This window comes from Pseudomonas ceruminis, assembly GCF_021602025.1.
GTDB classification, from domain to species: Bacteria; Pseudomonadota; Gammaproteobacteria; order Pseudomonadales; family Pseudomonadaceae; genus Aquipseudomonas; species Aquipseudomonas ceruminis.
This window is the reverse complement of the sequence record NZ_BQHW01000018.1, coordinates 97099-117056: the sequence shown is the minus strand read 5'-3', so window position 1 is coordinate 117056 and position 19958 is coordinate 97099. Positions and strand designations below refer to the sequence as shown.

Annotated in this window: 25 protein-coding genes and 1 pseudogene; 12 read left to right on the top strand and 14 right to left on the bottom strand. The window is 57.7% G+C overall.

All coding sequences use genetic code 11. The features are described from left to right. Window positions 1-177 precede the first annotated feature (177 nt). On the bottom strand, window positions 178-345 hold the full coding sequence (locus L6D80_RS20190) for a hypothetical protein (RefSeq protein WP_016487060.1): 168 nt from the start codon (window positions 343-345) through the stop codon (window positions 178-180). 75 nt (window positions 346-420) lie between these two features. Between L6D80_RS20190 and L6D80_RS20185 the strand changes: the two genes are divergently transcribed. From L6D80_RS20185 to L6D80_RS20175, 3 genes are all read left to right on the top strand, one after another. After that, window positions 421-1434 (top strand): zinc-binding alcohol dehydrogenase family protein, encoded by a 1014-nt coding sequence (locus L6D80_RS20185; protein ID WP_002118279.1) that lies wholly within the window; start codon window positions 421-423, stop codon window positions 1432-1434. A 72-nt stretch (window positions 1435-1506) separates the two neighbouring features. Further along, window positions 1507-1938, top strand: coding sequence for a GlcG/HbpS family heme-binding protein (locus L6D80_RS20180; RefSeq protein WP_005006001.1), 432 nt, complete (start codon window positions 1507-1509; stop codon window positions 1936-1938). A gap of 58 nt (window positions 1939-1996) precedes the next feature. After that, window positions 1997-2290: a DUF1330 domain-containing protein gene (locus L6D80_RS20175; protein ID WP_003464978.1), complete on the top strand. Its 294-nt coding sequence runs from the start codon at window positions 1997-1999 to the stop codon at window positions 2288-2290. A 325-nt stretch (window positions 2291-2615) separates the two neighbouring features. On the opposite strand, the gene L6D80_RS20170 is transcribed toward L6D80_RS20175, so the two are convergent. Beyond that, on the bottom strand, window positions 2616-3086 hold the full coding sequence (locus tag L6D80_RS20170) for a TlpA family protein disulfide reductase (RefSeq protein ID WP_003464979.1): 471 nt from the start codon (window positions 3084-3086) through the stop codon (window positions 2616-2618). A 422-nt stretch (window positions 3087-3508) separates the two neighbouring features. Here L6D80_RS20170 and L6D80_RS20165 point away from each other — a divergent pair, with 422 nt between their 5' ends. From L6D80_RS20165 to L6D80_RS20145, 5 genes are all read left to right on the top strand, one after another. Continuing rightward, complete coding sequence (locus L6D80_RS20165) at window positions 3509-4156, top strand: sulfite oxidase-like oxidoreductase (RefSeq protein WP_002118288.1); 648 nt, start codon at window positions 3509-3511, stop codon at window positions 4154-4156. Continuing rightward, window positions 4149-4895 (top strand): ferredoxin reductase, encoded by a 747-nt coding sequence (locus L6D80_RS20160; RefSeq protein WP_054882084.1) that lies wholly within the window; start codon window positions 4149-4151, stop codon window positions 4893-4895. The genes L6D80_RS20165 and L6D80_RS20160 overlap by 8 nt, the downstream gene beginning before the upstream one ends. Window positions 4896-5348: 453 nt before the next feature. After that, a complete protein-coding gene (gene grxC / locus L6D80_RS20155; RefSeq protein ID WP_005005995.1) occupies window positions 5349-5621 on the top strand; it encodes a glutaredoxin 3 in 273 nt (90 codons plus the stop codon). Window positions 5622-5688: 67 nt separating this feature from the next. After that, window positions 5689-5970, top strand: a complete 282-nt coding sequence (locus L6D80_RS20150; RefSeq protein ID WP_003464986.1) for a DUF427 domain-containing protein — start codon at window positions 5689-5691, stop codon at window positions 5968-5970. A gap of 169 nt (window positions 5971-6139) precedes the next feature. Next, complete coding sequence (locus L6D80_RS20145; protein WP_003464988.1) at window positions 6140-6406, top strand: hypothetical protein; 267 nt, start codon at window positions 6140-6142, stop codon at window positions 6404-6406. Window positions 6407-7266: 860 nt separating this feature from the next. On the opposite strand, the gene sdhC is transcribed toward L6D80_RS20145, so the two are convergent. The 3 genes from sdhC to tnpB all read right to left on the bottom strand — a co-directional run bounded on the left by sdhC (window position 7267) and on the right by tnpB (window position 9641). Further along, window positions 7267-7641 carry a succinate dehydrogenase, cytochrome b556 subunit gene (gene sdhC / locus L6D80_RS20140; protein WP_005005993.1) on the bottom strand — a complete coding sequence of 125 codons (375 nt, stop codon included), beginning with the start codon at window positions 7639-7641 and terminating at the stop codon, window positions 7267-7269. Window positions 7642-7747: 106 nt separating this feature from the next. Further along, entirely contained in the window at window positions 7748-9262 is a 1515-nt protein-coding gene (gene tnpC, locus L6D80_RS20135) for an IS66 family transposase (RefSeq protein WP_082425862.1), read from the bottom strand. A 19-nt stretch (window positions 9263-9281) separates the two neighbouring features. After that, complete coding sequence (gene tnpB / locus L6D80_RS20130) at window positions 9282-9641, bottom strand: IS66 family insertion sequence element accessory protein TnpB (protein ID WP_003458507.1); 360 nt, start codon at window positions 9639-9641, stop codon at window positions 9282-9284. 174 nt (window positions 9642-9815) lie between these two features. Here tnpB and L6D80_RS20125 point away from each other — a divergent pair, with 174 nt between their 5' ends. Further along, window positions 9816-10334 carry a YkgB family protein gene (locus L6D80_RS20125; protein ID WP_003464991.1) on the top strand — a complete coding sequence of 173 codons (519 nt, stop codon included), beginning with the start codon at window positions 9816-9818 and terminating at the stop codon, window positions 10332-10334. 29 nt (window positions 10335-10363) lie between these two features. Here L6D80_RS20125 and L6D80_RS20120 read toward each other — a convergent pair whose 3' ends face one another. From L6D80_RS20120 to L6D80_RS20105, 4 genes are all read right to left on the bottom strand, one after another. After that, window positions 10364-11209: an AraC family transcriptional regulator gene (locus L6D80_RS20120; RefSeq protein WP_003464995.1), complete on the bottom strand. Its 846-nt coding sequence runs from the start codon at window positions 11207-11209 to the stop codon at window positions 10364-10366. A 238-nt stretch (window positions 11210-11447) separates the two neighbouring features. Then, complete coding sequence (gene ccmI / locus L6D80_RS20115) at window positions 11448-12659, bottom strand: c-type cytochrome biogenesis protein CcmI (RefSeq protein ID WP_012080656.1); 1212 nt, start codon at window positions 12657-12659, stop codon at window positions 11448-11450. Beyond that, a complete protein-coding gene (locus L6D80_RS20110) occupies window positions 12652-13125 on the bottom strand; it encodes a cytochrome c-type biogenesis protein (RefSeq protein ID WP_012080655.1) in 474 nt (157 codons plus the stop codon). Before L6D80_RS20110 ends, ccmI begins: the two co-directional genes overlap by 8 nt. After that, entirely contained in the window at window positions 13122-13631 is a 510-nt protein-coding gene (locus tag L6D80_RS20105; protein WP_255260239.1) for a DsbE family thiol:disulfide interchange protein, read from the bottom strand. Before L6D80_RS20105 ends, L6D80_RS20110 begins: the two co-directional genes overlap by 4 nt. A gap of 118 nt (window positions 13632-13749) precedes the next feature. Here L6D80_RS20105 and istA point away from each other — a divergent pair, with 118 nt between their 5' ends. The 3 genes and pseudogenes from istA to L6D80_RS20090 form a co-directional block, all read left to right on the top strand. Further along, on the top strand, window positions 13750-15249 hold the full coding sequence (gene istA / locus L6D80_RS20100; RefSeq protein ID WP_101509640.1) for an IS21 family transposase: 1500 nt from the start codon (window positions 13750-13752) through the stop codon (window positions 15247-15249). Further along, complete coding sequence (gene istB / locus L6D80_RS20095) at window positions 15242-16045, top strand: IS21-like element ISPst3 family helper ATPase IstB (RefSeq protein ID WP_054882055.1); 804 nt, start codon at window positions 15242-15244, stop codon at window positions 16043-16045. The genes istA and istB overlap by 8 nt, the downstream gene beginning before the upstream one ends. A gap of 189 nt (window positions 16046-16234) precedes the next feature. Next, window positions 16235-16483: pseudogene (locus L6D80_RS20090) on the top strand (Tn3 family transposase); the annotation flags it as partial. Here L6D80_RS20090 and L6D80_RS20085 read toward each other — a convergent pair. The 5 genes from L6D80_RS20085 to L6D80_RS20065 form a co-directional block, all read right to left on the bottom strand. Continuing rightward, the gene (locus L6D80_RS20085; RefSeq protein ID WP_134612791.1) at window positions 16480-17229 is read right to left on the bottom strand and encodes an ABC transporter substrate-binding protein; all 750 of its coding nucleotides are present in this window, start codon (window positions 17227-17229) and stop codon (window positions 16480-16482) included. The pseudogene L6D80_RS20090 and the gene L6D80_RS20085 overlap by 4 nt on opposite strands. Window positions 17230-17509: 280 nt before the next feature. Further along, on the bottom strand, window positions 17510-17734 hold the full coding sequence (locus tag L6D80_RS20080) for a DUF2798 domain-containing protein (RefSeq protein WP_003465037.1): 225 nt from the start codon (window positions 17732-17734) through the stop codon (window positions 17510-17512). Between the two features lie 54 nt (window positions 17735-17788). Continuing rightward, window positions 17789-18490 (bottom strand): cysteine hydrolase family protein, encoded by a 702-nt coding sequence (locus tag L6D80_RS20075; RefSeq protein WP_003465039.1) that lies wholly within the window; start codon window positions 18488-18490, stop codon window positions 17789-17791. 90 nt (window positions 18491-18580) lie between these two features. Then, window positions 18581-19171: a TetR/AcrR family transcriptional regulator gene (locus tag L6D80_RS20070; protein ID WP_003465041.1), complete on the bottom strand. Its 591-nt coding sequence runs from the start codon at window positions 19169-19171 to the stop codon at window positions 18581-18583. A gap of 81 nt (window positions 19172-19252) precedes the next feature. After that, window positions 19253-19930, bottom strand: a complete 678-nt coding sequence (locus L6D80_RS20065) for a GntR family transcriptional regulator (protein ID WP_016487046.1) — start codon at window positions 19928-19930, stop codon at window positions 19253-19255. Between the last annotated feature and the right edge of the window lie 28 nt (window positions 19931-19958).

Below are 19958 nucleotides of genomic sequence, written 5' to 3'. Positions count from 1 at the left end.
ATCTGACGGTTACAGCGGGCCTTATACGGAAGCTTGTCCAATCCAACTCAAGATGAAGGTGCGTCCATGACATAGCAGCTGACCGACGCTCTACAAGCAGTTCAGTCCTTCATCGCCAAGGGCTAAGACCGCGAATAGCGCGTCAAGGACAGCAATCTCGTCGATCTCGAGCCAGGATCAACCATCGGTCCGTGCGGCATCTGCGTCGACGCGGCGTTTCGCCTCGGAAGCGGTGATGATGGCGATAACGCCTCCACCCTCTACGCGATCACCGATCCGGCGACCGAGCATAAGGGCCTGTTGATCGACGTGTTCGATGAAATCTGCTACCGCGACCCAGTTCAAGAGTCGGGACCTCAATGTAGAAGAAGTTGACTAACGAGCATTCGCGTCATCCGATCAAGCAAGCTGGAGACATTTATGAAAGCCATTGGTTACAAGGTTCCGGGACCCATCGCCGCGGATGCCGCGCTGGTCGACATCAATCTGCCTCGGCCTGTCGCTGCAGGATACGATATCCTGGTTGAGGTGAAGGCCGTCTCGGTCAACCCGGTCGACTACAAGGTCCGCAACAGCACGCCGCCGGCAGATGGCGATTGGAAGGTGCTGGGATGGGATGCCGCCGGGATTGTGCGCGAGGTCGGCCCCGACGTCACGCAGTTCGAGTTAGGCGACGAGGTCTATTATGCCGGATCGATCACACGGCCCGGTACCAATGCGGAGTTCCATCTCGTCGACGCCCGGATTGTCGGTCACAAACCTGCGTCGCTCTCCTGGGCGGAAGCGGCGGCGCTGCCGCTGACGACGTTGACGGCCTGGGAGGCGATGTTCGACCGCCTGGACGTGGCGAAGCCCGTACCCGGTGCGGCGGAGGCGATCCTCATCATCGGTGGCGCGGGCGGGGTTGGGTCGATCGCCGTCCAGATCGCGCGACAGCGCACGGACCTCACCGTCATCGCCACAGCCTCTCGACCGGAAACCCAAGAGTGGGTAAGAGGGCTTGGAGCTCACCACGTCATCGACCATTCTCGTCCGCTCGCGCCACAGATCGCCGAACTCGGCATCGGTGCTCCCGCTTTCGTCTTTTCGACCACACATACCGAGCAACATGTCGCCGACATCGCCGAACTGATCGCCCCACAAGGACGGTTCGGACTGATCGACGATCCCAAGGCATTCGATATCATGGTTTTCAAGCGCAAGGCGGTGTCGATCCACCACGAGCTGATGTTCACGCGGTCGATCTACGGCACGCCCGACATGAATGAGCAGGGCGAGATTCTGGATGCGATGGCAGCGCTGGTTGACGACGGCAAAATCCGCACGACGCTGACCCGGCGACTGTCGCCGATCAATGCCGCCAATCTGAAGACGGTGCATGCACTGATCGAAAGTGGCGCGGCTAAAGGCAAGATCGTCCTCGAAGGCTTCTAACGACCGCGATCGCCAAACATCTTGTCCAACCTCAAAAAGCCGAACGGGTTATGCCCCAGCGATGAGAATCCCATGACCAAATCTATTGCCACCGCCTCGATCAACCGCGAAACCGCAGTCGCCCTCATCGACGCGGCGCTCGCTGCGGCCCGTGCCATCGGCATCCCGGCTGCCGTCGCCGTCGTCGACGCCACCGGTAACCTGCGCGCGTTCGAGCGCACCGACGATGCGCCGTTCCTTACCGTCGATGTTGCCATCGACAAGGCCTGGAGTTCCGCCTCGTTTGGGTTCCCGACCCATGTCTGGAACGACTATGTGACCAACGATCCAAAAGTGGCGCCGCTAGCCTATCGCCCTCGGATGGTCGCTGTCGGCGGCGGTTATCCGATTCTGGAGGATGGGAAGTTGATCGGCGGCATAGGCATCTCCGGAGGCAACTATCAGCAGGATCAGGATGCGTGCGTCGAGGCACTCATGAAAATCGGGTTCCAGTTGCCAGCCTGACGACTGTGAGGCCATCACCGGTGGTAATGGCCAACAGATCCAACCTTTGAGAGGCCTAATGATGGAAGCGTTCGTCGTCTTTACGCGGGAAGAAACCAGCGACCCACATGCACTCGCAACCTATTCTGCAGGCGTCGGACCATCGTTCGATGGTCACGACGTTACCTTTCTCGCCGCTTATGGCGCGATCCAGCATTTGGAGGGGCCGCCCATCGAAGGGGCCGTAATCTTGCGTTTCCCGACGATGCAGGCCGCTCGCGACTGGTATGACAGTCCCGCCTACCAAACCATCGCTGCTCATCGCTTTGCCGGTTCCCGTTACCGCGCCTTTATCATTGAAGGGCGGCGGTGACATACCGACAGAAGCACTTCGGCGCTGACCACGAGGTATCGGCGTGTGAACTCGCATCTTGGGAATCTGTGGGGGGGACCAAGACAGCGGCGCTAGGGGCTCATATCGTCGATCGGATCAGAGAGTTGCTCGGCGAGAATGGGTTATCTATTGCCGAGCTGACGGAGCGGAGCCGCCCTCTCCCAACGGATTGATTCAATCGTTGACGCTCCTCCTATCCGGATCCGGGTTTTCGCACGCTGATCAACAGAGTTACAGCGCGCAACGCCTGTAGTGGGCATCAGGGGATGGGTGGCAATCAGGATGATTGCCCACCTTCCAACGATTAACCTTGCTCAAGTTGCTTCACTAGTCGCTCCGCGTCGAGATGGAAGTCCGAGAAAACAATGCTACCGCCAGCGTCGATAACCGTAAACCACGGAGTTCCTCGTGTGCGGTAGTCTTCCATGAAGGTTGGAAACGGCGAGCCGGTCGGTTGCTCGTCGTGACCGAAAACGATAGGAAGCTCATACTTGAGCTGGTTCACGCGCAACTTCTCGAAGGTATTCTCATGCGTTCCTTCGAAGACGGTCTGGATCACTGCGAACCCCACGTCTTTTGAGCTCAACGCTGCATGCAACTTTTGTAGCGTCGGAAACCCATGCAAATGGCAACCTTGGCACCAATGCTGGAAGGCAAACAAGATTTTCGGGCCGGGCCCGATATCTGACAGTTTGAACGGCGCGATACTTTCCCCATCTTTGCCAATCCATTTTTGCACCCGCAGCTCAGGCGCTTGTCGTTCGATCTCGTTCATCTGATCCTCCAACCCCGATACAGAAGCTTAGTGGATGATCGCGCGTCGCGACGGTGCGCGAACGTCCGACCTTATTTTCCCTATTTCCTGAAGCCAGAATAGATCAGATCGACATTTCGTCCTTAATATACTCAAGCTGCCGGCGAGCGCGAACTGGGCAACCATGCGCTGGTGAGCCTTGAGCTTTGCACGCTGCCCATCCGTTTGAGAGCGAACCTGCAACTTCCGCTCCGCATACCGCAGATCAGCGTACGCAGCCTTGGGGTTATCTACCCTATAGCCATTGGGTATTGGGAATCATGCTGGCCTGACGCTATGTTCGATACGCGATTTTTTACGATGATAGAGCATCTGTATCTGATTTTTAGTCGATTGGCTTATTCGGCGGATGTGCGGGCAAATGCTTTACGCAGAGTACTGAAATGAAGGCCGGCTTCGGTCTGCCGTATCGAGCAAGAGGGGTCACTATGGTCACCAGAGGTTTCACCGGTCGCGGTTCAGGCGACCAGTCCGATCGGATTCCGCCAGGTCAGCATCTGGTGGAGGATTTCCCTGTTCTGTCGGCCGGCCCTACGCCGAGGGTAGAGCCCTCCGACTGGAAATTCACAGTCAAAATTGGTCCGAAGCCCGTCAAAACGTGGAATTGGGGCGAATTCAACACTCTACCAAAGACCCAGGTGACAAAGGATATTCACTGCGTCACCTCTTGGTCCAAACTGGATACCGTTTGGGAGGGTGTACTCATTGAAGACATCCTTGCAGATGCAGAGCTTGATCGGCCTACCGATTTCGTCTTGGCGCACTGCTACGATAATTATTCGACAAACGTCCCTCTGACGGATCTGCTTTCCGGGAAAGCGATGGTCGCCCTCAGTTATGCGGGCAAGCCACTTTCCCGCGATCATGGGGGGCCGGCGCGTCTTCTAGTGCCGCACCTTTACTTCTGGAAATCCGCCAAATGGGTGAATGCGCTGCAATTCACGACGCGTGACGAGGCCGGCTTTTGGGAGCTGCACGGCTATCACATCTACGGCGATCCGTGGCGCGAACAACGATACACCCATGACTGAAAACGAAGCGCAAGTCCGTTCGTGGCAATCATGCGTGATCGACGACATCATCCAGCAAACACCGAGTATCAAGAGCTTCTTCCTTCGGTTGAGCAAGCCGTTCGCGCACACCGCAGGTCAGCACGTCGATATCCGGCTGACCGCGCCCGACGGCTACAGTGCAATGCGCAGCTACTCGATCGCGTCATCGGCAGTTTCGACCCCGATCGTCGAGATAGCTATCGAGCGCATGCCGGATGCCGAAGTTTCGCCGTTTTTTCACGAAATCGCGGCGATTGGTGACGAAATCGAAGTTCGCGGTCCGCTCGGTGGCCATTTCCTTTGGCCTGAGCCTGCCATAGATCCGGTTCTGTTGATCGGGGGAGGCTCCGGCCTCGTGCCGTTGATGGCAATGATCCGGCAGCGCCGCGCATTGGCCCAAGCCGTTCCGACAGCGTTGCTCCTGTCCGCACGAACCGCCGAGGACGTTCTCTTCTCAGAAGAACTTCATTGCATCGAAATCAGCGATCCGGCGTTCGTCCTGGCGCTCGCGATTACGCGCGAGAAACCGGTTCGCGCATCGGACTTTGCGCGACGGATCGACGGCATGATGGTCCAAGAAATTCTAACCAGGCTTCAGGGAAAGCCGACGCAAGTGTTCGTCTGCGGGTCTAACGGATTCGTCAACATCGCAACCGATAGCGCGCTGCTGGCGGGCTTGGACGCCTCCATCATCAAGACGGAGCGCTACGGGGGCTAGCGGCGCGAGCTATCTCACGTCGCGCCGATCGTAGACGTGCGCCCTGGGAAGCTTTGGCGATCAACGTGAACCGTTTTGCCGAACACAGTCTTCGTACCCCCCGGCCTCTAGAACGCCTTCGCTCGCGATACCTGGCTCGACATCAAGCTCAATTTGAAAGTTCCTGCACTATCCGTCGTCCTGATATGCTCGACCAGCATGATGGGCGATTCGAGCGGGACCGCTTCCGTCCCAATCGAGGCTCGGTTACCTTAGAGCATCGGCTCGGCGCTACAGGAGGCGCGTGCGGCCTCTGCCTGGCGGTGAAAGCACTTTGGGCCATGTCGCCTGGATAGCGGCCAATCGTCAGCATCTGCTCCGATGTCGGCCAAGGTGCAGTCGCCATCTTTGAACGCCGCGAATTGGAGATCAACGCCATGACAGCGATCCGCGTGCAACTGCCGGAGATGCAATATGACAACTGATGTATTGCTGTACACCACGAATTGGTGCCCGTTCTGCCGCCGAGCGAAGGCGCTCCTCAAGGAAAAGGGCGTGCGATGGAAGGAGCTCGATATTGAGGCGGATCCGGCTCACCGGCAGGCCATGGCGGAAGCGTCGGGGCGAAGCTCCGTGCCGCAGATCTTCATCAATGGCACCCTTATCGGTGGCTCCGATGAGCTATTCGCGCTCGATGTCAGAGGCGAGCTCGACAAACTTCTCGGGCGCAACCCGCCTGCCACCTGAGGAGGTGCGGCTTGGGGCAGCCAGCCCGCGAGCCTTCGCCGGTTGATGAATACAAAAGGAGAGTCCGTTGGTCTCAGCCATCTGGAAAGACACTACTATCGCCACAAGCGACGAAACAGTCATCGTCGAGGGAAATCACTACTTCCCACCGTCAGGAGTCGACCTGAGCCTGCTTGAGATGAGCCCGCACACATCTGTCTGTCCGATCAAAGGCGCCGCGCGCTTCTTTCATGTTCGCGCGGGTGACGCGCTCAACGTGAACGCCGCTTGGACCTATCCCGCCCCCACTCCGGATGCCGAGGGTATCCGGGATTACATCGCTTTCTGGAAAGGCGTGGACGTTGCCTAGCAGACTGGACGGACGACTTCGCTGATAGCCATGCGGGCGCCGACATCTCAATTATCCTGCCCACCCCGGGCCTCGTCGGCTGCAGGAATCTGCCCGGCACCTTAGCGCGACCCGGCACTGGCGGTCTCGCACCCGCCGCGCCTCTGTTCTATCAATAAGGATGGATGACATGGAGCATTCCGAGTTCGATGCCGCTTTCGCGAAGCTTGCGGAGGGATACAGAGAAGGGACTTATGAAGGCCGGCGTTTCAGCTTGATCGTCCGGCGATCTGGGGACGGACGTCGCAACAGTCTGTTCGCCAGGGAGTTGGACGGGACTGACATTGTCAGCTTCAACCTCTTCCGCGTTACATCAGATAGGACATTGTTGAAGCCGTGCGAAATGTCCGCCGAAAAGGTCGTAGCGTTCGTGCTGGAGTTCCGACCGGACACCTGACGGGCAGAAGAAGATCCCGGCCAACCGGCGCGCCTGCGACGGCCGGCTATCTAAGGCTGCGCAAGCCTATAGCCGCAGCTCATTGCACTTCGTCTGGCGAGGAATTCAACATCGATACGTCGCCATCCGCGGGGATATCGGTACAGGCGCCCGTGTAAGCCAGATTGAGAAATCCTAAGCGATGACTAACACCAATGACGCCACCCTTCCGACACATTCTATTCTTGAGGAATGCACAGCGATGGCTGTCGTCAACGCTCTGAAGATTATTCTGAAGAACAGCTACGCGATCTACCTTAAGACAAAAAATGCCACTCGGGCGCATCCCGCCCCTACTTCAGGGACTTTCACTTGCTTCTCGCTCTGTCACTCACAGCATCGGCACGCCCATGACGCATGGTATCCAGGCCTCATAATTTTCCCATATAACCTTCTTGTCTTTTGCGCACCCAGAAAGACTCGAGGCTTTAACTGGACAGATGAGCCCTCGAGGGTAGTGTTCACCTGATTGGCTTTCTCATATCTGATGTTGATTCGCACAGTGTGCCAACCAGGTGATAGTTTCAAAAAACCTGCGCTTCAGAGCGAATTAGACGATCTTCGATAAGAGCGATCCGCCTCAAAATCCAAAACATCTAACATTGTCCTAGAGCCATATTTGTACCTAGTACTATGGCGCTCCCATTAACACATTTGATGATGCACAGAAAACTTAGCTCATGATAGCTTTCAGCTAACAGCTATTCGGAAGCCCGAAAGGATTCAACCGTTTAAGCGTGAACCGTCGATTATAAATACTTTCGTAAGTTAGCTTTAAAGGACGCTTTTAGTCCTTGTAAATACGCATTACGACTCCACAGCTACCAAATCCATACGGCGCCAGCAACCATTAAAACACCCGACACTACTAAAACAATAGTAGAGGCGCGATTGCTGCCTTTCAAAGTATGACCAACACCCACATCCATAACTAGGTGTCGAATTCCGGCTACGAGATGATAAATAAATGAAGAGTATACCAACCAGAAACTAACTTTGCCGAAAGGTGAAGAAAAAATCTCCTTGACTTCATTAAAACCCTTTTCTGACTCCAACGATTTGCTCAGCATATACAGTATCAGTCCCAGAAAAATAAAGAGCATAATTCCTGAAATCCGGTGCAGAATCGATGTAAGCGCCGTGAGAGGAAGCTGAATGGTTCGAATATCAAGATTAACCGGCCGCTTTTTATTCATTTTGACTCCAGTCAACAATTCTAGTGGGGGATTTCAGTTTTCGATCTCATTCATCATAGCAGCTGTGTAACCGCTCCATAAACCCCGTCCTGGCGGACGGGTTTTTTCAGGAAGCAGAGGCAGAAGCTGGCGAGCTGTTCCACGGCAGCAGCGCTTCGTAATCCTCGACGCTACTGGCAGTCGGCAGGCGTTCAAGGATGTGGCGCAACCAGGCGTAAGGCTCTTGCCCGTTGGCTTTGGCAGTTTCGATCAGGCTGTAGATCTGCGCGCTGGCGGTAGCGCCTTTCGGCGTGTCGCTGAACAGCCAGTTCTTGCGGCCGATGACGAAGGGACGGATGGCGTTCTCGGCGCGGTTGTTGTCGATCGGTAGATGCCCGCCTTCGATGTAGCGCACCAGCCTGCTCCAGTTTCTGGCCAAGTAGTTTACCGCCTTGCCCAGGGCCGTCTGCCCAGCGACCTGCGGCTGGGTTTTGTCCAGCCAGGCCTTGAGTTGGTCGATCAGGGGCTGGCTGCGTTGCTGGCGGACGTCGAGGCGTTCGCTATGGTCAGCGTCCTTCAGGTCACGCTCGATGCCGTAGAGCTTGTTGATCAGGCTCAGCGCCACGTCGGCACGCCCAGTCTTGCCCTTGGGCTGCACCTTTTGGGCTTCGACGAACTTGCGTCGCGCATGCGCCCAGCAGCCCAGGCGTTCGATGCCGTCGCGTGCAGCCACGGCGTTGTAGCCGGCGTAGTCGTCGGTCATCAGGTAGCCGCGGTAGCCATCGAGCAGGCGTAGCGGCACCTCCTGCGCGCGGCTGGCTGTGTAGTCGAAAAGGATCACCGGCTTGTCCGGCGGCCCACCGCTTTGCACCCACATCCAGGATTGTGCCGAGGGGTCGCGCCCCGGTTCATGCAGCACCTGCAAGCGCGTTTCGTCGCAGTGCAGCACGGGGTAGTCCAGCAGCTTGTCGCGCATCAGGTTGAGCAGCGGTTGCAGTTGCTCGCCACTTTGGATCACCCAACGCGCCAGGGTCTGCCGTGGGATGTCGACGCCGTGGCGGCTGAGCATCTTTTCGAAGCGGTACAGCGGAATGCCGTCGGCGTACTTGGTGGTCAGCAGCATCGCCAGCACGCTGGGGCTGGCCAGGCTCTTCTCGATCAGTTGTGCCGGTTTATCGGCGGTGACCGGCGCGGTTTCACAGGCCTTGCAGGCATAGGTCTTGCGGATGTGGCGGATGACCCGCACCTGCATCGGGATGATCTCCAGCTGCTCGCTGGTCTCCTCGCCGATCACCTGCTTGCAGGAACCGCAGGCGCAGGTGCGCTCGTGCTCGGGCAGCTCATGGATGACCTCCATACGCGGCAGGTTGGCCGGCAGCGGCTTGCGTTTGCCACGGCGCTTGACCGGCGCAACGACTTCTTTGGCTTCGGCTTCGGCTTCGCTTGGCGCAGCGGCCGCTTCGATCAGCTCTTCGACCTCGTTGAACATGGCCAACTGCGGCGAGTCGGCGTCTTCAGGGCTGCGCTCGGACTTGGGCGAGAACAGCTTGTGGCGCAGCAAGGCGTTCTCTTCCTGCAACTGCAGAATCAGAGCCTTGAGCAGGACGGGATCGTCGGGAAGGTTGTCGGCGCCAAATTTCATGGCGCCGGATTATACCGGCTCAGGCCACGTAACGCGGCGTCAGAACCTGATGCGGACGGTTACGCCACAGGTCGATACCGTCGAGCAGCCAGTTCAGTTCGTCGACCGTCAGTTCGATGGCTTCGTCACCGGCATCGGGTTTGGTCTTGAAACGCTCGGCTTCCAGTCGCTTGAGCCACAGGCAGAAGCCATTGCGCTCCCAGTAGAGAATCTTGACCTGGCTGCGCGTGCGATTGAGGAACACGAACAGCACCGGGTTGAACACCTCCACCTTGATGTCCAGCTCGACCAGCGCGGCCAGTCCATTGATGGATTTGCGGAAGTCGACGGGCTTTGGGTAGAGATAGACCTTCTGCACTTTGGCGTCGGGACGCATCATGACGGAACTCCACGGGAAAATAGGGAGCCCAGCATCCGGGATACGGAGAGGTCAGTTGAATATGGGGTCTATGGAGCGCATACTGATTAGAGATGCCAGCCATAATCATCTCATCGCCAACGCATACGGCGTTCGGCAGCCAACACACTCTCACTCACTACTGGAAGCTCAGACATGAAAACCATAGGCATTGAAAACTCGAAGTCCAGCGTACAGGCCCACTTAACGCTTGGAACCAAAACTATGGGGCTAGGTATCTATGGCGCGTACTTGGCTCTCGCTATTATTTACTTCTGGTTCGGCGGCATGAAATTTACCCACTACGAGGCCGAGGGCCTGGTTCCACTGGTGAGCAACAGCCCGCTTTTGGGATGGGTGTATAGCATTTTTTCGGTCGACATGTTCTCCAGCCTGCTCGGCATACTAGAGATTTCGATCGGCACTCTGATCGCAGGCCGCATGCTGTCGCCCAAACTATCCGTGGTAGGAGGCGCTCTGTCTGCAGGCCTGTTCTTCACAACCCTTAGCTTTATGTTTTCCACTCCGGGCGTCATTGAGCCTAGTTTAGGGTTTCCGGCGATTTCCGTTGCGCCAGGTCAGTTTCTGCTTAAAGACTTAGGGTTGCTTGCTGTTTCGATATTTGTGGCAGGCCATTCGCTGGTTGAACTGGAAAAACGTAAAATTAATGCATAATTTTTTCAATGGCTTAAGGCAGTAATGCCTTAGGCCTTTTTGCCATCATTTTCCCCCGCCAGATCTTTCAACCAGTCACGAGGGCTCAACCCCGTCTTGCGTCTAAATGCGCGAGACAGCGCCGAAGGACTTTCGTAGCCGACTTGAGCTGCAATCAGCGTAATCGAGCGCCCTTCTCGCATCAGCTTCTGAGCCAGGCTAACTCGCCAACTCAACAAATAATCAGCAGGCGTCTGTCCGATGACACTCTTGAAATGCACGGCATACGCAGCGCGTGACATATTTGACTCACTGGCCAGCTCTGCTATTGACCAGGCATGTTCCGGGGAGTTGTGCATCTGTAAAAGCGATCGGGCAAGCCGCATGTCGGCCAGTCCAGCCATCATTCCGGTGCGCAACTGGTGATGATCGAGCAGGTAACGGAGCAACAGAATGATTAGGAGCTCAAATAAGCGCTCAAGCGCGGCTTCCCTTCCACAATGCACATTTGCCGCCTCGGCAAACATCCACTCCAACGTGTCTGCCAGCATGGGCAGATCATCGAGTGCGAGCACCAAACAGTCCGGTAATGAAGCCGACAAAGGATTATCAATTCCGCCCTCAAACTCCATGGAAGCACACAACAACTTTGCGCCATCGGACTCACCCGCAAACAATTGATGCTTGGCGGGGCGTGGCATAAAAATCAAGCTAGGGCGAGTGAGCTGCAAATCCTTGCGATCGGGACCAAGCAACGTCACGCTGCCGGCCTGAAGCAGATGGATATAACCTCGCCGCTCGGCGCCATCGTAAGATGCAGAGCCGCATAGGTCGCCGTCATAGAACAGATTGGCCCGCACGCCGAACCGCGAGAGCAAATTAGACAAACGATCCATTGGCCGATCCTTGACGAGTCAGAACGCACAGACCATACCATCTGCGTTGTCGTTCAGTGCCTGTAGCGAACATGCCGGCGTAAATCAGCCAACGGATAAAGTGATCACTGAGCAGCTCAGCCTCCCTTTCCAGTTCGGCTGTTAAAAAAACAACACCGTTGTTTGAAAGCACCAGCAAATCAAGTGCTCACTCTTCTATTTTACAGTACCTGGCAACAGCACTTTGCGGTGCAGTCGATCAGATATCCGGAAGGTTGATCGTAAGCTTCAGCCTAGCGCTCTTCGAATTTAATGTCGTCGAGCTTCGGCCCAACCATTCCCCCGACCTACTCTTCCCTCCCCTAGAGACCCTAGCAGTCACTTGAATCGCGGCTGTCTGCGATAAGGTGTTGCTGGTAACTATTGCATCAGCGCCTGAAAACTCCACCTCGGCCGGCAGACTTGAGACCTTAAGTCGTATGGTAGCGAGAGGTACCTTGGAGCCCGATAGCGTCTGTACGAAAACGAACACACTGTCATCCAAAGCGACCTTTTCGAAAATTTCCGGGGAAATGTCCACCCGTACCTTGAGCGGTGTTGGTGGCAAGCCAGCAACATGGTTAATCGTCAAATTGTTGTTTTTTTCATCCGCTGAAAGACCGTTTCTTGCCTTTCCAATGGCCTGTACTAAAGCAGCGTGTGACGGATGGTCGGAACCCATCTCTGCTAATGCGTGATGCCAATATTTTAAAGCATCTTGGTAACGATGCTCTTCAAACGCAGCCAGACCTATGAGACTCAAGCTCTGGAGCTCACCCGGATTTCCATTTAAAGCTTCATCTGTCAGCGCCTTGATTGGCGGAGACCACATTTTGTTGTTAGAGAAATACAATGCTTTAGCCCACTCGCCTAATAACTCCGGTCGGCGACCGGCCAGTGACACCGTTCGTTCGAACATTCTAGCGGCATCGTCGGGCCTCCCTTGAGCCATGTAGTTTTGGGCCAGGTTATAAGCGTTCTCAGCTGACTCCGGTTGGGCGTTAACCGCGCGTTCCAGACGGTCGTTCATTTGCGCGAGTGAACCGGGAGGCTGGGCGAACTCACGAACCAGCTCGACTTTGTCGCTGGCGCCAAAATGCAGGTACAGCGCGAGCCCCAGCGCCGGTATCAAGAAAGCCACGAATACTGGTAGCGGCTTGCCTGTAGTCGAAAAACGTTCGAGGCCAGCTCCTTCGGTGTCCGCCAGCAATTCGCGGTCCGCCTCAGAGCGGGCACTGTTTTTTTGCGCAGGAGACATCACTCCGTCCCCTTGCTGAAGCTGTAGCTCCGCCAGGCGTTCCTGATACAGCGCCACGTAAAAAGCGGTGCGATCTTCTTCGCTTTGGGCACGACGTACAAACAACACAGGGATTAGCACGAAACTGAGGGCAACCAGCAACAGCAGGCCGACCCATAGCCAGAAATCAATCATTAGATTCTTTACCCAATAGGAGGAGGAGCCGTTGACGCTCTTGGTCAGAAAACACCTCAACATCATCGCCATGCCGACCACGATGACGTGCAACGATCAAGTAAATCACCCACACACCGCCCAACAACAAACCGCCAGGCCCAAACCAGAGCAACCAGGTGTGGCTGTTCAGCTCAGGTTTGTAGCGCACGAATTCGCCATAGCGATCGACCATGAAGTCGATGATCTGCTGATTACTCTGACCTTCATCGAGCATGCGAAAGATCTCTTTTCGCAGATCGGCGGCGATGGGGGCATTGGAGTCTGCGATATCCTGGTTCTGACATTTCGGACAACGCAGTTCCCGGGTCAACTCGGTGTACCGGGCGCGTTCGACCTCATCCTTGAACGCGTAAGCATCGATGGCAGCTTGGGCGGCACTAGCGGAACACAACACTAAGAGAGTTCCACATAGAAACCGGCTCATTGCGTGCCCTCCTGCACCAGACCTTGATAAAGATCTGCAAGCTGTTCACGCCACACCGTCTCATCTATAACGCCGACGTGCTTGTAGCGAATGATGCCCTTACTGTCGACCAGGAAGGTTTCCGGCGCGCCGTACACGCCCAGATTCAATCCGAGGCTGCCGGCTTCATCGCGAATATTCAGCTGATAAGGGTCGTGAAAATCCTTCAGCCAGTTCAGAGCATCGAAATTAACGTCTTTGTAATTGACTCCATGAATCACCACCCCCTGCTGGGCCAGTTTGTTCAGCACTGGGTGTTCTGCCCGACAAGCGACGCACCAGGTACCCCAAACGTTTACCAGCGCCGGTTTGCCCAGCAAATCGGCACGGGTCAGGGACCTATTGTCTTGCACGGATTGCAGGGAGAAATTGGGGAACGGCTTGTCAATCAACGCTGAGGGCAACGCCGAGGGATCGAGGTACAACCCTTTACAGAGAAATGCTGCCATGCCAAGAAAAAGCACCAGCGGTGTTGCCGCTGACCGAAAACTGACCCAGTAGAGGCTGTTCTGCCGACTGAAAACTGACCCAGGTGTTCAACTGCTTCTGCTCAATTTTTGAGCAGGAGAACACAGGGTGATCAGTATGGAAATGATGGGCAAAATTCGCCGGATGTATTTCCGCGACAAGCTGTCGCTGCATGAGATAGCCAAGCGCACCGGGTTGGCGCGCAACACGATTCGCAAGTGGGTCAGAGCACCTGAGGCCAAGCCGCCGGTCTACCAACGCCGCGCGATCTTCAACAAACTCAGCCCTTTTCACGCCACGCTGGAGCAGGCGCTAAAAGCCGATTCGCTGCGGCCCAAGCAACAGCGGCGCAGTGCCAAGGCGCTGTTGGCGCAAATCAAAGCCGAAGGTTATGACGGTGGCTACAGCCAGCTCACCGCGTTTATCCGTGCCTGGCGAGGGGGACAGGGCAAGGCGTCGCAGGCCTTTGTGCCGCTGACCTTTGCTTTTGGCGAGGCGTTTCAGTTTGACTGGAGCGAGGAAGGCTTGCTGGTCGGCGGCATTTACCGGCGTATGCAGGTGGCACATCTGAAGCTGTGTGCCAGCCGTGCGTTCTGGCTGGTGGCGTATCCGAGCCAGGGCCATGAGATGTTATTCGACGCCCATACACGCTCGTTCGGCGCCTTTGGCGGCGTGCCGCGCCGAGGCATCTACGACAACATGAAGACCGCCGTCGACAGGGTCAATAAGGGCAAAGGCCGCACGGTGAATGCGCGTTTTGCGGTGATGTGCGCGCACTACCTGTTCGATCCAGACTTCTGCAACGTCGCCGCTGGTTGGGAAAAGGGCATCGTTGAAAAGAACGTGCAAGACAGCCGCAGGCGCATCTGGCTAGACGCCCAGGACTGCCATTTTCACTCCTTCGAGGAACTCAATGCCTGGCTGGGCCAGCGCTGCCGCGCGCTTTGGAACGAGCTGACGCACCCGCAATACAGCGGGCTCAGTGTGGCCGAGGTGCTGGAGTTGGAGCGCGCCGAACTGATGCCTATGCCCGCGGCCTTCGACGGTTACGTCGAACGGCCTGCGCGGGTTTCCAGTACCTGCCTGGTCAGCGTCGGGCGTAACCGCTACTCGGTGCCTTGTGAGTACGCCGGTAAGTGGGTCAGCAGCCGTTTGTATCCGACCCGCATCGAGGTGGTGGCCGATGATGCGCTGATTGCCAGCCATGCGCGTTTGCTGGATCGCGACCAGGTCAGCTACGACTGGCAGCACTACATCCCGCTGATTGAGCGCAAGCCCGGCGCGCTGCGCAACGGAGCGCCCTTTGCTGATCTGCCAGCGCCGCTGCGTCAGCTCAAGCACGGACTGAAACGTCATGCCGGCGGTGATCGGATCATGGTGCAAGTCTTGGCTGCCGCACCAGTGGCTGGGCTCGATGCCGTGCTGGTAGCCGTTGAGCTGGTACTGGAGAGCGGCAGCCTGAGCGCCGAACACATCCTCAATGTCGTGGCACGGCTGACAGCATCCGAACCGCCGCCCAGCGTCGAAACCCACTTGTCGCTCAAGGAAGCCCCCGTCGCCAACACGGCGCGCTACGACCGCCTGCGTGGCCAGACCGAGGAGATCGGTCATGCGTGATTTGATGGCGGAACTCAAGGAACTGCGCCTGCACGGCATGGCCACTGCCTGGGCGGAGTTAACTGTGCAGGGTGAGTCGAACACAGCCTCGTCCAAGTGGTTGCTTGAACACCTGCTGGAACAGGAGCACACGGATCGTGCCATGCGCTCGGTGAGCCACCAGATGAACATGGCCAAGCTGCCGATGCACCGCGATCTGGCCGGCTTCGACTTCAGCGCCTCCAGCGCCGACGCTCGCTTGATCAGCGAGCTGGCCAATCTGAGCTTTACCGACACCGCGCAGAACGTGGTGCTGATCGGCGGCCCAGGCACCGGCAAAACCCACCTGGCCACCGCACTGGCCGTGTCCGGCATCACCCGGCATGGCAAGCGCGTGCGCTTCTACTCCACGGTCGATCTGGTCAATCTGCTGGAGCGCGAAAAACACGACGGCAAAGCCGGGCGGATCGCTCAGGCACTGCTGCGCATGGATCTGGTCATCCTCGACGAGCTGGGGTATCTGCCCTTCAGTCAGGCCGGTGGCGCGCTGTTATTTCACCTGCTGTCCAAACTGTACGAGCACACCAGCGTGGTGATCACCACCAACCTGAGCTTCGCCGAATGGTCGAGCGTGTTCGGCGACGCCAAGATGACCACCGCCCTGCTGGATCGGCTGACCCACCACTGCCACATCGTCGAAACCGGTAACGAGTCCTATCGCCTGCAACACAGCAGCTTGGCGGCCCAGGCCAAGATCAAATCACGGGAGCGAAAGCGTAAGGGCGGCCAGGAACCGGAGGACGATGAGCCGTTCTGATTTCATGGCGACGACGGCCTGCTACATGGCTGCGTGTGGCAGGTCTTAAACAACTGAACTGGGCTAGCGAAGGAGTGGGGGCAACAGCAGCTGCGCTGGTAGACTTATCCACAGTTGCTGGTAACAAAATCAGCAATCCGCCCTGGGTCAAATTTCAATCGGCAGGGTGGGTCAATTTTCCATCAGCGCCAACAGCGCTACCGGGCTAGCGGCCTCAATCTGGTAACGGCTGCCGTCGTGTTGTGGAACACGGTCTATCTGGAACGGGCTGCGCACGCGCTGCGTGGCAACGGCCATGCCGTTGATGACGCGCTGTTGCAGTACCTGTCGCCGCTCGGTTGGGAGCACATCAACCTCACCGGCGATTACCTCTGGCGCAGCAGCGCCAAGATCGGCGCGGGCAAGTTCAGGCCGCTACGACCGCTGCAACCGGCTTAGCGTGCTTTATTTTCCGTTTTCTGAGGCGACCCCTGTACGGCGGTGATACGGCCGTTCCAGGCCTGGATCATGTCCACTTCGCCGTCGCTGATCAGCTGCGCCGACTGCCCGCCGGACGTCCACCAGGTGGCGATGTCGGGCTTGATCTGCTCAAGCTTGCGGAAGGCGCGATCGACGTCCAGCGGATAGAGCTTGTCCATCGGCACGCCATCGGCCAGCAGCGCGATTTCCAGGGTTGGACGTGGCAGGTTACGTAGGGAGCGCTGGCCCGGGTATTTTTTGGTGTCCCAGAAGTCGGCCCAGGTCTTGGGTACGTCCGCGCCTTTGAACGCGTCCGTGCGATACGCCAGCACCGTGGAGTAGCTGATGTAGCCGACGCTGTATTCGTCCTTGAGGCTGTCGGGTATTTGCGCGGCATTGGGAATCAGCGCAAGGTCGAGCTTCTCGAACAGCCCTTCGGCTTCGCCACGGATGCAGTCGCCAGTGGGCAGGTCCACCACGTCCCAGGTGACCTTGCCGCTCTCGACCTGGGTCTTGATGATCGGGTAGGCCTTGGGCGAGCTGTCCTGTTTGAGCGTCAGACCGAGCTTTTTCGCCGCAGGCTCCAGGATCGCCTTGCTCTGGGCTTCCTGATAAGCACCGCCCTGGGATACGAACGTGATGTCCTCGGCCATGGCCTGGGTGGCGCTACCGATGAACAGGGCCAGACTCGCGAGTTGGAAAGCTGTAGTGCGCAATGTGCTCATGGAAAGACTCCGAATGGTTGGCAGATTTTCTTGGGCGAGCTGTAGGTTTTGTTGTCGGTCGCTCTGCGGGACCATGGAGGTCTAATGTACCGGCTTGTCCGTGAACGAAGCGGCTACAAATGCGCGGATGAAAAGTGGTTTATTGCGAAAATGCGAACGGGCACAGTATTTCGTGCGTCGGGTGCGGGCTTGCGCGCCTGTCGCGAGCAGCCCCGAAGCCCCCGGTAGGAGCGAGCATGCTCGCGATGGCGGTGTGTTGGGTGAGTCATAGCCAAGTCATTCAGCCCACCGTCATCCGCCTCACCACGCGCCGAATCATCGGCGCCGCCAGCACCACCACCGGCAACATCGATACCCACGACAGCGCCCACGCGTTCAACCAGCGGCCGGCAAAGGCCAGGTCGAGCGCATGGGGTGTGGTGGCGATGGCGGCCGCGACCGCGCAGGTCAGGCCGGATTGAACGACGCCGAAAACGAAATGCTCATAACGGGCGGGGATTTTCATCGGGGGTTCTCGAGAAAGAGCGGGGGGGCGCGATGCCCGGCCGCTCGGGCACGATCAAGCCGGTTGCAGTTGCGCGATAGTCTCTTCGGTGGTCCACAGCCCGTGGGCGAGGAAGCGGTAATTGATGATGGCCGCCAGGTAGCCGTCGCCATCCGGCAGGCGCGGGCCGGCGGTGGCGTCGCGTACCACGACTATTTCAAAGCCCTGTTCGAGCAGTTCGCGCAGGTGTGATTCCACGCAAAGGTTGGCCGCCATGCCGGCGAGGATGATCTGCGACACGCCTTTCTTGCGCAATTGCAGCGCCAGGTCGTTGGTTTCCGGGCCGTAGACCTTGTGCGGCGAGGCGATGATGGTCTCGCCGTCGAGAATGTACGGCTTGTAGATCTCGAGGAAATCGGCGCCGGAGCCTTCGAAGTTTTCCAGGGTGTTCGGTCCCTTGCGATCGAACATGCAGATGCTGTGCATGACCTTTTCCAGCGGACCGCCAAAATGCCAGTCGTGGTCGTGCGGGTAGTAATAGTGTGGCGACACGGCCACGGGCAGGTCGTGAGCCTTGAAGGCCTTGAACAGTTTTTCCAGGTTTTCGACGGTGTTGTTCTCGACGATGCTCTCACCGAACACCGCCCAACTGGCGCCGGCAGGGCTGAGGAAGTCGTTCTGTGGGTCGATGACCACCAGGGCGGCTTTGCTCAGGTCGAGCTTGAAACCAGTGGCAGGCAGTGCGGGTTCGGCGGGGTCGGCGTACAGATGGCTCATGACGATTTACCTCTTGGATGCTTGCGTGGATGAGACGTGAATGTTGCTTTATATAAATGACCAGTCGTCTTATTAATGAGGAAAAAAAACTCACTCCAATAGCCGAGGCAAGACCATCGATACGAAACGCTGCAGAGGTGCACCGTCGCGCAGGACCTTGCCGCGCATGACCGCACCTTCCCAGCCTTCGACGATGACACTGGCCAGCGCTTCGGCGTCGTGAGTTTCAGAGAGTTCGCGGCGCTGCTGCGCTTCACGCAGGCAGCTCGCGAGCAAACCTTCCCAGCGCGCCAGCACATCGGCCAGACGCTTGCGGGTTTGTTCGCTGCCATTGGACATTTCCAGGGACAGGTTGCCAATCAGGCAACCCAGGCTGTATTCATGCTCGCCGTGCTCGAGCACCAGGGCCTGGAAGAACTGGCCGATGCGCTCCAGCGGCTTGACCCGGGCGTCGTAGAAGATCGGCCCGTGGCGGGTTTCGATCGAGGTCCAGTATTCCTCGAGGATCTCTGCCGCGAAGTCTTCCTTGCTGGCGAAGTAGTTGTAGAAAGAGCCCTTGGGAATCTCGGCAGCGGCGGTGATGTCCTGGACGCCGCAGCCGTTGAAGCCACGGTTGTGAACCACCTGGCGGCCAATCGACAGCAAACGGGATCTGACTTCGAGGTTGACCGGGCGAGCCATGACAGAGACATCCAGTGATGAGAAAGTTTTAATAAACTAACTGGTCATCTATGTTTCGTCAACAGTCGAATTGACTGCCAATCAGTCCGCCTGCGCCATCTCGATGTACTCGAGCATCTTCTCGTTGCCATCGAGAATGTCACGGCAGATGGCCGCCCGTGCCGCCGCGCCATCGCGGCGCTTGAGTGCGTCGAGCACTTCCCAGTGATGGTCGATGGCCATGCGCTCGTTGAAGTTGCCATAGGCACGGGCGATCAGTGGGCCGGTGCGCATCCACAGGCTATCGAGCAAACCCGCCAGCACCGGCATGCGCGCGATGGTGGTCAGCGCGTAGTGAAATTGCTGATTGCACTTGAGAGCGGCTTGCAAGTCCTGGGCGTTGATCGCGGCGATGTTGTTTTCGATGCAGGCTTGCAGGTCTGCGAGTTCGCTGTCGGTCACCAGCGCGGCGGCCGTCTCCGCAGCCAGGCCTTCAAGCGCCAGGCGGATGCTGCGGATCTCGCCGTATTGCGCGGCGGTGAGGATGGGTACGCGGATGTCACGCGGGGTCTTGAGGATCAGCGCCTGTTCCTTGGCCAGTTGCAGGATCGCGTCGCGCACCGGTGTGACGCTGGTGCCCAGTTGTTCGGCCAGGTCGCGGATGCGCAGGCGGTCATCGGGCTGGAAACGCCCGGTGATCAGTGCCTCGCGCAGCAACTCGTAGATGCCACTGCCCAGGTAAGAGTGATTGAGGGTTTGAATAGGGTAGGGGTTGCTCATTGATCGCTCATCTGCGGCGGATGCCCGG